Origin of the sequence: Xenorhabdus griffiniae, assembly GCF_001028135.1 — a bacterium.
Lineage (GTDB): Bacteria > Pseudomonadota > Gammaproteobacteria > Enterobacterales > Enterobacteriaceae > Xenorhabdus > Xenorhabdus bakwenae.
Map to the genome: position 1 here is coordinate 63,630 of NZ_LDNM01000008.1, position 14,951 is coordinate 78,580.

Here is a 14,951-nt window from a genome sequence, read left to right on the forward strand (position 1 = left end):
CCCTGTTACTTTGCCCGCTAAGGGCTATTATTTTTTGTCTTTAACTTCTTCGAACTCAGCGTCTACAACGTCGTCATCTTTCTTTGCGTTGCTTGTGCCTGCATCGGCAGCACCAGCCTGGGCTTGCTGTTGGGCAATTTCCAGGAGTTTCTGAGAGGCTTCAACCAGAGCTTGGATCTTCGCTTCGATTTGAGCTTTGTCTTCGCTTTTCGCCGCCGTTTCCAGTTCAGAAGTTGCTTTCTCGATTGCTGCTTTATCGTCCTCTGTCAGCTTGTCGCCTGCTTCTTCAACTTGCTTACGGGTGCCGTGGATCAGTTGGTCAGCCTGGTTACGAATCTGAACCAGCTCTTCAAACTTACGGTCAGCTTCTGCGTTTGCTTCTGCATCACGTACCATCTGCTGGATTTCCTCTTCATTCAGACCAGAAGATGCTTTGATGGTGATGTTCTGCTCACGACCTGAGTTTTTGTCTTTCGCAGAAACGTGCAGGATGCCGTCAGCATCAATATCGAAAGTTACTTCGATCTGCGGAGTACCGCGCATTGCTGGCTGAATACCATCCAGATTGAACTGACCCAGAGATTTGTTATCACCGGCACGCTTACGTTCACCTTGCAGTACGTGGATCGTTACCGCAGATTGGTTGTCTTCCGCTGTAGAGAACACTTGACTATGTTTAGTTGGAATAGTGGTGTTCTTAGTGATCAGGGAAGTCATCACGCCGCCCATGGTTTCGATACCCAGAGACAGTGGAGTGACGTCCAGCAGCAGAACATCTTTCACTTCACCGGCCAGTACACCGCCCTGAACCGCTGCACCCATTGCAACTGCTTCGTCTGGGTTCACGTCTTTACGTGGCTCTTGGCCGAAGAAATCAGCAACGGCTTTCTGCACCAGTGGCATACGAGTCTGACCACCAACCAGAATCACATCCTGAACGTCAGTGACAGACAGGCCGGCGTCATTCAGTGCAACTTTCAACGGCTCGATAGAACGTTTAACCAGGTCTTCAACCAGAGATTCCAGTTTTGCACGGGTAACTTTAATGTTCATGTGCTTAGGACCGGTCGCATCCGCAGTGATGTATGGCAGGTTTACGTCAGTCTGTTGTGCAGAAGAAAGTTCGATTTTCGCTTTTTCTGCTGCTTCTTTCAGACGCTGCATTGCCAGTGGGTCATTACGCAGGTCGATGCCTTGTTCTTTCTTAAATTCGTCAACCAGATAGTTGATCATGCGGCTGTCGAAGTCTTCACCACCCAAGTGGGTATCACCATTGGTCGCCAGAACTTCATACGTTTTTTCGCCATCAACTTCATCGATTTCAATGATAGAGATATCGAAAGTACCGCCACCCAGGTCATAAACCGCGATGGTGCGGTTACCCACTTCTTTGTCCAGACCGTAAGCCAGTGCAGCCGCAGTTGGTTCGTTGATGATACGCTTAACTTCCAGACCCGCGATACGGCCAGCATCTTTAGTTGCCTGACGTTGTGCATCGTTGAAGTAGGCTGGAACAGTGATAACCGCTTCGGTTACTGGTTCACCCAGATAGTCTTCCGCTGTTTTCTTCATTTTTTTCAGAACTTCAGCAGAAATCTGAGGGGGTGCCATTTTCTGGCCTTTCACTTCCAGCCATGCATCACCGTTATCTGCCGCCATGATTTTGTATGGCATGATAGCGACGTCACGCTGCACTTCTTCGTCCTGAAAACGACGGCCAATCAAACGCTTAATGGCGAATAACGTATTTTGCGGGTTAGTAACAGCCTGACGTTTAGCTGGTTGACCAACCAGAGTTTCACCATCCTGAGTATATGCGATGATAGAAGGAGTGGTACGATCACCTTCACTGTTTTCCAGCACACGAGTGGTTGTGCCGTCCATAATTGCTACACAAGAATTGGTAGTTCCCAAGTCGATACCAATGATTTTACCCATCTAAACGCCTCCACAAAGAATTCATATATTCGGTCAAGTTACTAAGCTATATGAGGATGAATGTTTGCTTTTCAATGGCGTTGTTCGCCAGAAATTCCTCATTTTGTTTTCCAGCTAATGCCGAAATATTCAGTAGTAACTGTAGTTGAGACTTAGATGGGGTCATTCATCTCATCATCAAGGGGAGAATTGAAAAAAAATTGAGATTTAATAAAAAAATTTTCCGCAGGCCATTGTGTAGTTGATGCCATCACATTATGATTCGCCGCCTTTTATGATTTCCTGGCGCGGGAAAGTGCCAGGAACGCTTTTTAATATTTTGTTTTATTTGTATTTTCTAGGGGAAGTATGCATTCTAATCAGTTGGCGAACCCAGGCCCATTGGGTTTAATGGGTTTTGGCATGACAACCATTTTGTTGAATCTGCACAATGCAGGTTTTTTCCCATTGGCCTCCGCAATTTTGAGTATGGGAATTTTTTACGGTGGTTTGGCTCAGGTGCTGGCCGGCATCTTTGAGTACAAAAAAGGAAATACGTTTGCTGCAACCGCATTTACCTCTTACGGTTTGTTCTGGTTGAGCCTGATTGCGTTGCTTTTCCTGCCGAAGATGGGGCTGGCTGAAGCAACCAGCCAAGAGTTTCTTGGTGTTTATCTCGCCCTGTGGGGAATTTTCACGCTGTTTATGTTCTTTGGTACGTTGAAAGCTAACCGTGTCCTGCAATTTGTATTTGGCAGCCTGACGTTGTTGTTCGCATTGCTGGCAATCGGCAATATCACCGGTGATGCCAGCCTCCTGACCTTCGCGGGTTTTGAAGGCGTTATCTGTGGTGCGAGTGCTTTCTATCTGGCAATGGCCGAAGTGCTGAATGAACAATATGGCCGTACTGTGCTGCCAATTGGTGACGTGAAACACGCTTAACCGTTTTTAACAGGATGGGTGATTTATGCTCATCCTGTGTTTTATTAATCCTCTGATTTCCTACCCACTTTTTCAGAGAGATTTCTTCCGCAAGTAACCCCCCAATAACAGGCCAACAGCCGATAAAGTCAGCATATAGTAGGCGGGTGCCAGAGGGGTATAGGCCAACAGTATGGTGACGAAGATCGGTGTCAGTCCACCGAAAATGGCATAAGCCAAATTATAGGCAAATGAAATGCCACTAAACCTGACTTCTGGCGGATAGCTTTTCACCATCACAAAAGGCGTAGCGCCAATCACACCAACAGTCAGACCCGCGAGGGAATAAGCGCTAAAGAGTTTGAGCGGTTCATGGCTGATATTGTGATAGAAAAACCATGTTGTGGCAGCCAATAGAATGCAACCGATAATCAGCACGATACCGGCTCCCCATTTGTCGCATAAATATCCGACAAAGATACAGCCAATCGCCAATGAGAGGACTGCCAGACTGTTTGCTTGCAAAGTCAGTGATTGTTCCAGCTTAAATACCGACTGCATATAGGTTGGTGTCATCAAGATAACGACGACAATGCCAGCAGAAAGGAGCCATGTCAGCAGCATGGAAATAGCGATGGCGCGCTTGTGATTAAACACGACAGTTTTTAGTGGCAGCTCTTCTGCTAACGTTTTGCGTTCCTGCATTTCTTTGAAGACAGGGGTTTCATGCAGCCAGCGGCGCAGATACATGGCGCATAAACCGAAAATACCACCTAAGAAAAATGGCAGACGCCATGCCCAATCCAGGACTTCCTGCCCGGAATAAACCGAAGTTATAATGGTTGCGACGAGAGAACCAAATAAAATCCCCAAACTCAATCCTGCCGTTAAAACACCACAGGCAAATCCGATGCGTTTATGAGGAACATGCTCTGCCACAAAAACCCAGGCTCCGGGCACTTCCCCACCAATGGCGGCTCCCTGCATAATCCGCATCAGGAGCAGCAGGATGGGGGCAGCAATACCGATGACGTCATAGGTGGGCAACAGGCCGATAGCCAGAGTGGGTAGAGCCATCAACAATATGCTGAGTGAAAACATTTTCTTACGCCCAATGAGATCGCCAAAATGGGCCATGACGATCCCACCTAAAGGCCGAACCAGATAACCGGCTGCAAAAATACCGAATGTCTGTAGTTGTCTGAGCCATTCAGGTATATCCGCAGGGAAAAAGCGTTCCCCAAGCGCAACAGCAAAAAAGATAAAGATAATAAAGTCGTAAAATTCCAGAGCGCCACCTAAAGCCGCTAAGGACAGCGTTTTATAATCTTGTTTATTTAATGGACGATTGTGATATTGTGACATAAGTTACCGATTTATAGTTATAAAATGGGTTCTAAGGTGTTTATTTTCAATGTTCTGACCAGACTCAAAATAGATGAAAATAAAACTTATGCTATATTAAAAGATATTTATTCTACAACTTTTAAAAAGAACCCATTGTGGAGATATGTCACTGAGATTTGGACACCATAACGCGATTAATCTCGAACTTACTCTGACAGATGTTGTTTCAGTAGTGAAATAACGGTTTCAATATCCGGTAATGAAGGATGCCCAACCTTTCGTTGTAGTGAAACATCAAAATTTTCATGCCACACGGGTTCAATGACGTGATAACCATCATCACGTAGTTGCGTGATATTGCGGCGTGTCGCTTTTTTTTCCCACATCACGTGCCCCATGACAGGAAAAAACAGCACAGGAAATGTGGAGGCCAGAATAACTGTGGTTAATCGATGGGTTGCGCCACCACAAGCAACGGTCGCAAGTGTGTTAGCGGTTGCAGGTAAAACGGCCAGAATGTCATGATCCGCGACAATGCGTGAAGGTTTGTCTGTTGGCCAATCGTGTGGCATCTCTCCGCTAATGACCCGATCGGCATAGAGCGCTACGGTTGAGGCGGGTAAAAAGGTGGTGGCATTGTTTGTCATCAATACGGTTAATGTACAGTCAATCGTCGCCTTAATTGCTGAAAGATATTTGGGGAGGAGGGTGATATCCACTGATCCGGTTGCTCCAATTAAGATCCGAGGTGTTATCTGTGGCATTATTTCATCATTCTTCATCGGTAAATTAGCCTCTTATTCTAAAAATAGATGATTAGCTATACGCGTTAGCGTGTTCCAGTAACCCGTCTAGTTGTACTAAGTAAGAACCCTTGCCATGACGCTCTTGCCATTCCCGTGGATATCCCAAAGAGACTTCTAAATGAGCAACATCGTGAATATATTCGAGATTAGGCATATGTAAGTGTCCATATACCACTATACGAATCCCTTTTCTTGATGCCCATTGATGCGTTTTTTCACTGCCACACCAAATGGAAAATTCGCTATTGCGTAAGGATTCGAGCGGCTTACGGATGATGGGGAAATGGCTGATAAGTACGATATCGTCGCCATCTGGAATGGCGTTCAAGCGTTTTTCGGTATATTGGATACGTTCCCGACACCAATCGATAACATTGCTATGGGGATAGGTTTTCAGGAAGAATTCGTCAGAGCTAATGACACCACAACGACGAGCGCGATCTATGGCCTGTTCCGCCGTATAGTCATAGGTATTTCTAAATGAATAATCGTATAGGGTAAAAACAGGGGCAATGGTCAGCGTTGTACCATTGCCTGTGCGGTAATGACGAAACTCATCTTCGGGGGTGAGTACGTTATGCTGTCGGCAGATATTGACCAGATGTTCATAACGCAGTACGCCGGGCAACTTGAGTTGATCTTTGGGTGTGCACCAGAGTTCATGGTTGCCCGGCGTCCAGACGACTTGAGCAAATCGTTGGGAAAGCATACTGATGACCCAGGTAAAGTCTGATTCCTGCTCTGCAATATCACCGGCCAGCAACAGCCAATCATCAGGTGCTGATGGCCTGAATGATTCGACGATAGCCCTGTTTGTTGCATGAGAGACATGTAAGTCACTGACAGCCAACAGCATAAGCTCACCTCTTTGCTTCTAAGTTTCTTCAAAAATCAGGGCGTTCCTGGGGGGGCTTCTCCCCATCCCCACTTAGGTACAGTTTCTCGACGGGAAGGAACCGCATTGGGCTGAGAATTGGCCTCCGCTCTGCGTGAACCCCATTCGATATAACCGGCAAAGGCTGAACGAAATTCAGGATCAGAAGGTAAGCCGATTTCATCAGCTGACGCCATCAACAATTCCACCCATCTCTTTCTTTGTTCAGGTTGAATGCTTCTGCCACGGTGACGGCTTAACATGACTTTGAAGCCCCCCCGATCTTCGGTATAGCGATTTTCCCCACCGAGCACTTCTTCCAACCACATGGCGACATGACCAGGGTGATCGGATTTCATGTTTTTAAACAGCGGAGCAAGCAGCTCGTCTTTTTCGACCTTGGCATAAAAAGTGTCCATGAGCTTCATGAGCACCTCTCGACCCCCCATCCATTCAAATAAGGTCGGTGTTTCATTTGCCATAACATAACCTCTCGTATGAGTATATTAATGATGTTGCGACTCAGGTAATGGCGACTTGTTGATATCCATTACCCTAACTCCAAAGACGCAATGGCCTTGACCTTATCCAGCCGCCCCTTTGGTATGAGATTGCCTTTGTACATTCTGTATGTGTTAAACAGTCCCTTTAGCCCATATTCGCTAGCCAATTGGAGAAACTCATTGTTATCGGTTTCGGGAACATCGACTGATACAGGTAAACCATCAGGGATCTGTGCGAATGCGGTAAGGGCTAATGTTTCAACAGCGTCCGCGTTATCGGCAAAGAAAGGGCCTATTCGGTAGCCATTTTGCGATCGTCTTATGCCAATAACGCCGGAAATTTCCGTTCCGGAATAAGTACAAAAGCCATAACGTTCTTTGCCCCAGAACCAATTAGCCAGTAATGCCCCCCGATAAACACCAATGCATTTAGCATCATATTTAATGACTTCATCAATATTGGCGGGTGTAATCGGAATAGCACCCGCTGGTGGCGTGATTTTTTGCGTGATGAGTCCGGAAAGCCGGACATTGCGGTAATGGATGGCAAATCCTCTTTTTTCGTAGAGTTGCGTTCTATCCCAGTTACCATCACAGCCAATTGTGCGGTGTGCTGCATAGTCCATAGACCATTTCCAGATTTTTCCTGCGCAAACGTGATTGCGGAATTCGGGTAATATGATGAAATTGCCACCGAACGAATAAAAATCGGAATAACTCACCATCGATATTGAGGCGATGGGTTGCATACCCCGATAGGCAATGAAAAAAGCCTCTGGATCTACCCGAAAGAAACAGGCTGCATCGTCCACATTCATATCCCAGTTCTCGGCCTTTGCCCAATTAAGAATGATCGAGTTCCATTGACTGACATTGACTGATCGAATGAGACACGACTGGCTGTTCATCTTATTCATAGCTGATATATCCTCCCCCAACCACTTATCACGGTGACTTAAAGACCAATGGATTTACTGATGATCTCTTGCAGCACCTCGCTGGTTCCGCCATAAATAGTCTGGGCGCGGCTATTTAGCCAATTCTTACCCGCAATGGAATCACGCATATAACCCAAGCCGCCGTGCAATTGCAGGCAACGATCTGCCACTTTCATTTGCAGTTCGGTCGTCCACCACTTGATGCGGGCTGCATCCACTAAACTGAACAGCCCCTGATTTAAGCGTTCAACGGCGTTATCCAGGTAAATGCGGGCAATTTTTACTTCGGTATCTAATTGCGCAAGAATAAAACGGTTGTATTGAAAGGAGCCGATCGGTTGATTGAAGGCCGTTCTTTCTTTCACATATTCCAGTGTGCTCTGCAATATATGTTCTGCACTGGCCACCGCCACGGTTGAGATACTGAGGCGTTCGCGGGGCATGGCTGACATAAAGTAATAGTTGCCGAGATTCTCACGGCCAATCAGGTTGGTGACAGGAACCTTGCAGTCATGGAAAAAGAGTTCAGCCGTATCGCTGCCATTCCAGCCGATTTTCTTTACTGGCTCTCCTCTGGTGAATCCGGGCATATCCCGTTCTATTGCCAGTAAACTGATACCCTGGCCTTGTTGCCCCTCTTCTGTTTTTACCGCCACCACGATCAGGTCCGCATTGATGCCATTGGTGATGTAAGCTTTACCGCCATTCACCAGATAGTGATCCCCTCGGCGTTTAGCCACGGTTTTGATGTCTGCGGTATTGGAACCTCCAGTCGACTCCGTCATGGCAATGGCGGCGACCCGTTGTCCGCTGCACAATTCCGGCAGCCACCTCTTTTTCTGTTCCTGATTCCCGAGGGCAAAAATGTAGCTGGCAACAATATCGTTATGGGCCACGATCCCGGGTACAGTGACACCTGCCTTGATGAGTTCTTCTGTCAGAATAACGGCGAACCGATAGTCGTGTTTTCCCAATCCCCCGAATTCAGGGCTGACACTTATGCCTAACAACCCTGACTGACCTAATTTCTGCCAAAATGTGCGTTCAACCAGCCCGTTCTCTTCCCATTTCTGATGCTCAGGGACGATTTCACGTTCAAGGAATTCACGGCAAGATTTCCGGTAATTATCAAAATTATCAATCTCAATACGCATATACACTCCAGATTTGTTGTCAGCCCGTTGCCTTACTCAGTAGTATTTGTTTGATGACGTCCCAATGCCGATACACAGCAAAGTGATCCCCTTCAATATGCGTGAGGGAAATATCGCCAGCGGTGTAATTTTTCCAGGCTTCCATGTCTGCCAAAGTGACATAACTGTCGTGAGTGGCGGAAACCAACACCAGTGGATAACTCACTTGTATAGTGCCAAGCCGGGGAAATTGGCTGCGTATCAGGTAATCATTGCGCAGTTGCCGGATGATGGGTTTTATCAGCGCAGGTTCATTCAAGATTGCGTCGGGTGTACCTTGATCCGCTTTGGTTTTCTGCATCAATTGTTCATCTGTCCATGTATGCCGTTCATCTTTGGGTTGACGATGAGGGGGAACAGAGCTGGATACCACGCCAAATAAAGGCGAAGTGCCATAGTTTTTTAATGCCCGACCCACCGCGATACTCAGCACGCCACCAAAGCTATGACCAAAGGTGATCCACTCCGTGAAACCCTGAGCTTGTTTCTGCTGAAAATCGGCCCGGATATCGGATGCCAGTCGTTCAATCAGGGCGTCGAGATCGTGAATTTCAGGCTCTTTAGCCAGATAACCACGACCAGGGATCGCAACGGGTTGTAAGATCGCCGATTGGGTGGTCATAAGATCATTTAGCCAGGGGCGATAAGTTGCTGTTGTTGCTCCTGCATGGGGAAAGGCATAAATCACCCGTCTGCCATTAGTTGCCATTTGTCCTCCGCTCGCGGGTGGTTTCTCTCTCCAGCAGAAAACGGACAATACGTTCAGCCACCATAATGGTTGTCAGATTGGTTGGCATGGAGGGAATCGTGGGGAAGAGAGAAGCGTCAGCAACGGTTACCCCCGTCACGCCACGGACTCGGCCATCCTCTTGCGTGGCACTATCAGGATCATCATGGGCACCCATTCTGATCGTTCCCGACGCATGCCAGCCTGGATTAACCAGGTTTTTGATTGCGCTGTTCATGATTTCATCGTTATGAATCATGGAGTCTGACCAAAATTGGATGCCATCAAGGAAAACATCGACTTCCGGGTGGCGTAAAACCTGCCAAATTTTGCGTACTCCCCCGATAAGGCGGGCGATATCTGACGGGGAGCGGGTTAACGGCAGATCAATTTGCGGTAATACTGTGGGCGTAGCGGAATTGATGAAAACCCGTCCTTGAATCTCTGGACGCATCAACATGACCGAAGCGCCAACCAGCATTGGGTAAGTAACGCGATCTCTGAACCCCGGTACGGTGTCACTGGCAACATTGTTCAGCAGGCCAATTTGCACATCGACTTTTGCGTCATAACCGCTTCTAATGCGGGCAGCAACTTGCCGCCACGGCAGGCCCGTAGTACAGACACCGGCTTTAGGCAGCGCCCAGAGCACCACGGAAGCATGATCAGTCAGATTTCTGCCAACGGCGGGCACTGGCGCAACAACAGGGATCCCTAATCTGCTCAGATGTTCTGGATCACCCACTCCTGAGCGTTGTAATAATGTTGCCGAACCAATTGCGCCAGCGCAGAGAACAATTTGTCTGGCCTGATAAACCTGCTCTTCTCCCGCCTGAATAATTTTTACCCCGGAGGCGACAGTGCCGTTAAACATGATCTGCGTGACCAAGGCATCTGTCAGCACATGCAGATTTTCTCTATTCAGAACCGGTTCAAGGTATGAACGATACACATCGACTCTTTCGGCGCCGTTAACGACATTGGCGGGCACAGGGCCGACAGCAGGATCTTCACCGATATTGAGATCATCGGCGTAAGGTACGCCAAACTGTTCGCAGGCATGGGCAAAAGCCATATCAAGAGGATGGATCTCGCTATTTGCCGGTCTGCGCAGACACATCGGTCCCTGTGAACCGTGGTTATCATCACCGATATAATCAGTGTCATTCTCCAAATGCTTAAACCACGGCAGAACTTGCTGCCAAGCCCAATCAGGACACCCCATTTTGGCCCATTTATCGAAATCGCCTGGAAATCCTCGCAGGGCAATGGCCCCGTTAACAGCGGAGGAACCCCCAAGGACTTTCCCCACGCGATAATTGAACGGCTTGCGCTCCTTGTGTTTGCGAGTTTGCTGTGGGTTATCTTGTCTATGGGCAGGAGAAGCAATGAGAGCGGCGAACCGATCATCATCATTGCGCACATTGGCTTCGTAATCCCAATTATATCCTTCCAGCACCAGCCTTGACGCATCTCTGAGTGGGCTGGCAGGATTGTGTACGTCAGATCCGTGGCCTGCTTCGATCAGTAGTACGGCTTTTGTGCTGTTTTCAGACAGGCGGGAGGCTGCCACACAGCCTGCTGAACCACCGCCTACCACGATATAATCATATATTTTGGTCATAGCTCTTTCACCGCCTGAGATTGGACGATTGTTTCAATGATGCGTGAGAAAGACTGAATATTAGAGTTCATGAACAGCCCTTCGATAATGTCCTGTTCGCCAACGGGCGTAATATTAAATGCCTGTCGCAGCGCACTCAGTAAACCAACGGCATGGAGTGAGTCCCCGCCAATATCAAAAAAGCCATCGGTGACATCAAAATCATCGTGCTGAAGTTGTGCCTGCCAGAGTTTCAGGATCTTCGCTTCTATCTCATTAGCGGGTTCAACCGGCGCATCCGCATGTTCCTCGCTATCAGACCAGGGAATGGGCAGCGCTTTACGGTCAATTTTTCCATTACTGGTTAACGGCATATGGGGTAATAAGATGTAATAACTGGGCACCATATAAGAGGGCAACGTTTTGCGGGCAATTTCCCTCAATTGATCCTGAAAATAAGCCGGGTCATCCAACGTTCCTGGCATCTCAGGCACAACATAGGAGACGATATGTCGTTGTCCGGTTTTGGCATGGACAGGGGCATCAATGACAACATGGCTGGCATTTTCGTGGGTCAGCAGGCAGGCTTCAATTTCACCTAATTCAATGCGGTAGCCATTGATTTTTACCTGATTATCTTCGCGCCCTAAAATTTCTATCAAGCCATCGGCAATATATCGTCCCAAATCTCCGGTTCTGTACAGCCTTTCGCCCGTGACGGGATGAGTTATAAAGCGCAGGGCGGTTTTTTCTGCGTCTCCCAAATAACCTTGAGTCACGCCGTCTCCGCCAATATAGAGTTCTCCGGTTACCCATTTGGGGCAGGGAAGGAGCCAGTTATTCAAAACATGGAAAGTCTGATTTGCCAGCGGTTTGCCATAAGGAATGCTTTTCCAGTTTTTATCAATTTTATCAATCGGATAATGTATCGACCAGATAGAGCCTTCAGTCGCGCCACCGAGACTGATGATCGCAGTATTTGGCAAACTTTCCCGAATACGTTCAGGGAGATCGACAGGTATCCAGTCTCCGCTCATGAGGATTAACCTTAATTGGGTCGTGGACAATGCGGAACCATTTCTGTCTACCAATACTTTCACGGGGGCAGGGACACTATTCCAGATCGTAATTTGATGTTTAATCAACATGTCTAGCCAGATTTTGGGGTCATTGGCCGTTTCTGGCATGGAAAAAATAACTTTTCCCCCCACACCTAATAGCCCGAAATAGTCATAGACGGACAAATCAAACCCGGCAGGTGCGACAGACAACACAACATCTTTTTCTGTGATCTGGAATTTGTGATTAATATCCAGCACGGTATTGGCGGCATTCCGGTGGGAAGCCATTACCCCTTTCGGTTCCCCTGTCGAACCGGAGGTAAAGATGACATAGGCCAGATCATCTAATCCTTGCATTGAAGGCATGGAAGACCAATGTGCCGTAGCCATTTGCGCTGTCTCCATTGCCTGATGCATAGAACACTCATCCAGATTGATGCGAAATAAATCCGTAAATTCATCATGTCCAAAAACCGTGCTATCAGTGACAATCCCTTTGGCTGAACAGCGGTTGAGTAAACTCATGCGGCGTTCCGCAGGAAGTTGAGGATCAATGGCGACATAGGCAGCCCCTGACATAAGAATACCCAATAAACTGATGACCAACTCCGGGCTTTGTGGCAGAGAGACGGCGACAATATCATTGGGATGAATGGGAACAGCGGCGCGTAATTGTTGTGCTATTGCACAGGCTGTGTTGACCATTTCTGCATAGGTAACCTGCTTTTCTCCCTGAATCATCGCAATTGAGTCGGGAAATTTGTCTGCGGCCTGTAAGACCATTTCATGTAGCAGTTTGAAATCAAATTTGGTTTCTGTTGCATTGGCTTGTGTGCGTTCCAGCCGATCTGAGTCCGGCAATTTCACCAATGGTGTGCTTGTATCCCATACTGAATCATTTTCCGCACAAGTTGCTATCAGCGTCATATACGCATCCAACATGGCTTCCACCATGCCATCAGGGAATAGCTCATTAACGGTATTCCAGTTAATTTCCACACGATCATCAACACGAACAATCTGGTTCTCTAACCAGACTTGTGGGGTTTGATTACTGCTATAAACCTGGCTTGCCTCCGTCCAACCGACATCTGTCACGACATTATCCAAATTGGCCGTCAGGGTATTGCTAAATACGACGGGGGCGGTTGCTGTTCGGTTGCTATGACTTCGGCGGGTCAGCTCTCTTAGAACCTGAACACCATTATAGGAACAGTGCCAGCGATTCATCATCAAATCAGTCTGGATCTGTACCAAACGGTCATTGAGGCTTTCTTCTCCCGTTCCGCCAATTCCCAGTAACATGGGTTGCAGGAAGTTACCGACCACATTTTCAATACCCGCAAAATAGGGGCGGCGTCCAAATTGCGTCACCGTCAGTGTAAAAGTTTGACGTTTCGACCATTGACGAAGTACTTCTGTGTACATACCGAGAAGTACCGTTTCTAACGTCAACTTGCGTAATTCGGCTTTTTTTCTAAGAGCGAATAATGTTTCCGAAGAAATTGTTCGGCTGTAACGTTTGAACACAGGCGGAGAGATGATCTCTGGCGCATTTTTTAACGGTAATTCAGGCGGTTGAGGTAAATGCTCTAGCTGTTGTTCCCAATAAGTTTTATCGCGTAATCCTTGTGGTTGCCCCTGTAGGTAACGTTCTAATTTGATATAACCGGGGAAATTCAGATGGTTAGGTAGAGCAGGTAGGTCATGGCCTTGATAAACTTGCCACCAGTCACGTAATACCAAATGGACGCTATGAATATCGACAAACATCAGATCGAAATAAATATGCAGACGGGTAATATCATCATTCAATATTGTTGCCCGTATATCGAATGTAGGTGCTTTATCGACAGGTAATAATTGCGTTTCCATTTCCTGACGAAGCCTTGCCAGCCTATTATCTTTTTCTGACTCTGACCACTTTCTACCATCCTGAATAGGAATGATATAATTTAATGGCGTGGATAAAATCCGCTGTTGTCCATCTAAAGATAAAGTCGCCCTTAACATAGGGTGATATTCAATAATTTTGTTTAATGCATTATTTAATAAATTGATATCTAATGAATTAATATCTAATTCAGTATATAGGCAACTGGTTAACCCTCCTAGTTCCAGTCCGGGATTACGTCCAATTAAATAGGCATATTGAATATCTGTTAATGGGAAATTTGCTGTCTCAATCGTATCTTCTTGTAGAGCTATAGGAATGATAATATTTATTAATGGTAATCTGTTTTTAAGTATCCCATTAACCTGCTCTTTCAATTTTGATAGCTCTACATCTAAATTTTTATTTTCCGATTTATATAATTCAGGGGGATTAGCGGTTTCTAATCCCGATTCTTGTAAGGCCTGGAGAAAGTTTTTCATGCATTATCCCTTATATTTGATTGATAAGTTAATTTATATTTTTTTGAGGTTATTTTTTATCTTTTAAATAAAATGGTGCTGGGAATATGGTTCAAATTCTTAACAAGGAATATTTTTATAGTTCACCAATTTATTTTGGTTAAAATAAACATTATTTACTATCAGATTAATATATTGACTCACGGGTTTAAAATAAAAACAGTGCATATTCAGACGCCTCATTAATCTTGGGAAGGTATTTGTAAGGTCTTTGGTTTTATTTGTTGGTTTGCTTTTATGCAAAAATAACATGTTTATAACTAAATGTAATATCAAATAATAATATTTTATTAATGATTATTGTTATCTGCTAATCCCCGTGGGTTAGTTAATAACTACATGTTAATATATTACTAAGTTATTTTTTTTGTTTTTAATATTTGTTATGTGAAATTATCGTATTTATGATTGGCAAATTTTTCCTGTTTTTTCTCTGGTTAAAGTGATTAATTTGAATTTATCTATTTGATTTTTTTTATTATTATATTTGTTCGCTATTGATTGGATAAATTTTGTGTGATTTATTTTAAGGATTTTAATAACTGACTGTTCTTAATTGATAGCCTATGCCTATCTTCATGATAGGAAAAGATCTATTGATCTAACCATAATATTCAATATAATAATTGAATTAAGGGTATCAAAT

Annotated in this window: 11 protein-coding genes; 1 reads left to right on the forward strand and 10 read right to left on the reverse strand. The window is 45.8% G+C overall.

What is annotated here, in order from left to right; all coding sequences use genetic code 11:
* Positions 1–27 precede the first annotated feature (27 nt).
* Positions 28–1,938, reverse strand: coding sequence for a molecular chaperone DnaK (dnaK, locus tag AAY47_RS02775; protein ID WP_047766718.1), 1,911 nt, complete (start codon positions 1,936–1,938; stop codon positions 28–30).
* A 348-nt stretch (positions 1,939–2,286) separates the two neighbouring features.
* On the opposite strand from dnaK, the gene satP reads away from it, so the two are divergent.
* Positions 2,287–2,859, forward strand: a complete 573-nt coding sequence (satP, locus tag AAY47_RS02780; protein ID WP_047766719.1) for an acetate uptake transporter — start codon at positions 2,287–2,289, stop codon at positions 2,857–2,859.
* A 72-nt stretch (positions 2,860–2,931) separates the two neighbouring features.
* Here satP and AAY47_RS02785 read toward each other — a convergent pair whose 3' ends face one another.
* From AAY47_RS02785 to AAY47_RS02825, 9 genes are all read right to left on the reverse strand, one after another.
* On the reverse strand, positions 2,932–4,203 hold the full coding sequence (locus AAY47_RS02785; protein ID WP_047766720.1) for an MFS transporter: 1,272 nt from the start codon (positions 4,201–4,203) through the stop codon (positions 2,932–2,934).
* 188 nt (positions 4,204–4,391) lie between these two features.
* Entirely contained in the window at positions 4,392–4,967 is a 576-nt protein-coding gene (locus AAY47_RS02790) for a flavoprotein (protein ID WP_047766721.1), read from the reverse strand.
* 34 nt (positions 4,968–5,001) lie between these two features.
* Positions 5,002–5,847, reverse strand: a complete 846-nt coding sequence (locus tag AAY47_RS02795) for a metallophosphoesterase family protein (RefSeq protein WP_047766722.1) — start codon at positions 5,845–5,847, stop codon at positions 5,002–5,004.
* Positions 5,848–5,882: 35 nt separating this feature from the next.
* The gene (locus tag AAY47_RS02800) at positions 5,883–6,347 is read right to left on the reverse strand and encodes a group II truncated hemoglobin (protein ID WP_047766723.1); all 465 of its coding nucleotides are present in this window, start codon (positions 6,345–6,347) and stop codon (positions 5,883–5,885) included.
* Between the two features lie 68 nt (positions 6,348–6,415).
* A complete protein-coding gene (locus tag AAY47_RS02805) occupies positions 6,416–7,285 on the reverse strand; it encodes a GNAT family N-acetyltransferase (RefSeq protein WP_047766724.1) in 870 nt (289 codons plus the stop codon).
* A gap of 38 nt (positions 7,286–7,323) precedes the next feature.
* Positions 7,324–8,460, reverse strand: a complete 1,137-nt coding sequence (locus AAY47_RS02810; protein ID WP_047766725.1) for an acyl-CoA dehydrogenase family protein — start codon at positions 8,458–8,460, stop codon at positions 7,324–7,326.
* 19 nt (positions 8,461–8,479) lie between these two features.
* Entirely contained in the window at positions 8,480–9,208 is a 729-nt protein-coding gene (locus AAY47_RS02815; RefSeq protein ID WP_047766726.1) for a thioesterase II family protein, read from the reverse strand.
* Positions 9,198–10,850 carry a GMC family oxidoreductase gene (locus tag AAY47_RS02820; protein WP_047766727.1) on the reverse strand — a complete coding sequence of 551 codons (1,653 nt, stop codon included), beginning with the start codon at positions 10,848–10,850 and terminating at the stop codon, positions 9,198–9,200. The genes AAY47_RS02815 and AAY47_RS02820 overlap by 11 nt, the downstream gene beginning before the upstream one ends.
* Entirely contained in the window at positions 10,847–14,266 is a 3,420-nt protein-coding gene (locus AAY47_RS02825) for a non-ribosomal peptide synthetase (protein WP_047766728.1), read from the reverse strand. The genes AAY47_RS02820 and AAY47_RS02825 overlap by 4 nt, the downstream gene beginning before the upstream one ends.
* Positions 14,267–14,951: the final 685 nt, after the last annotated feature.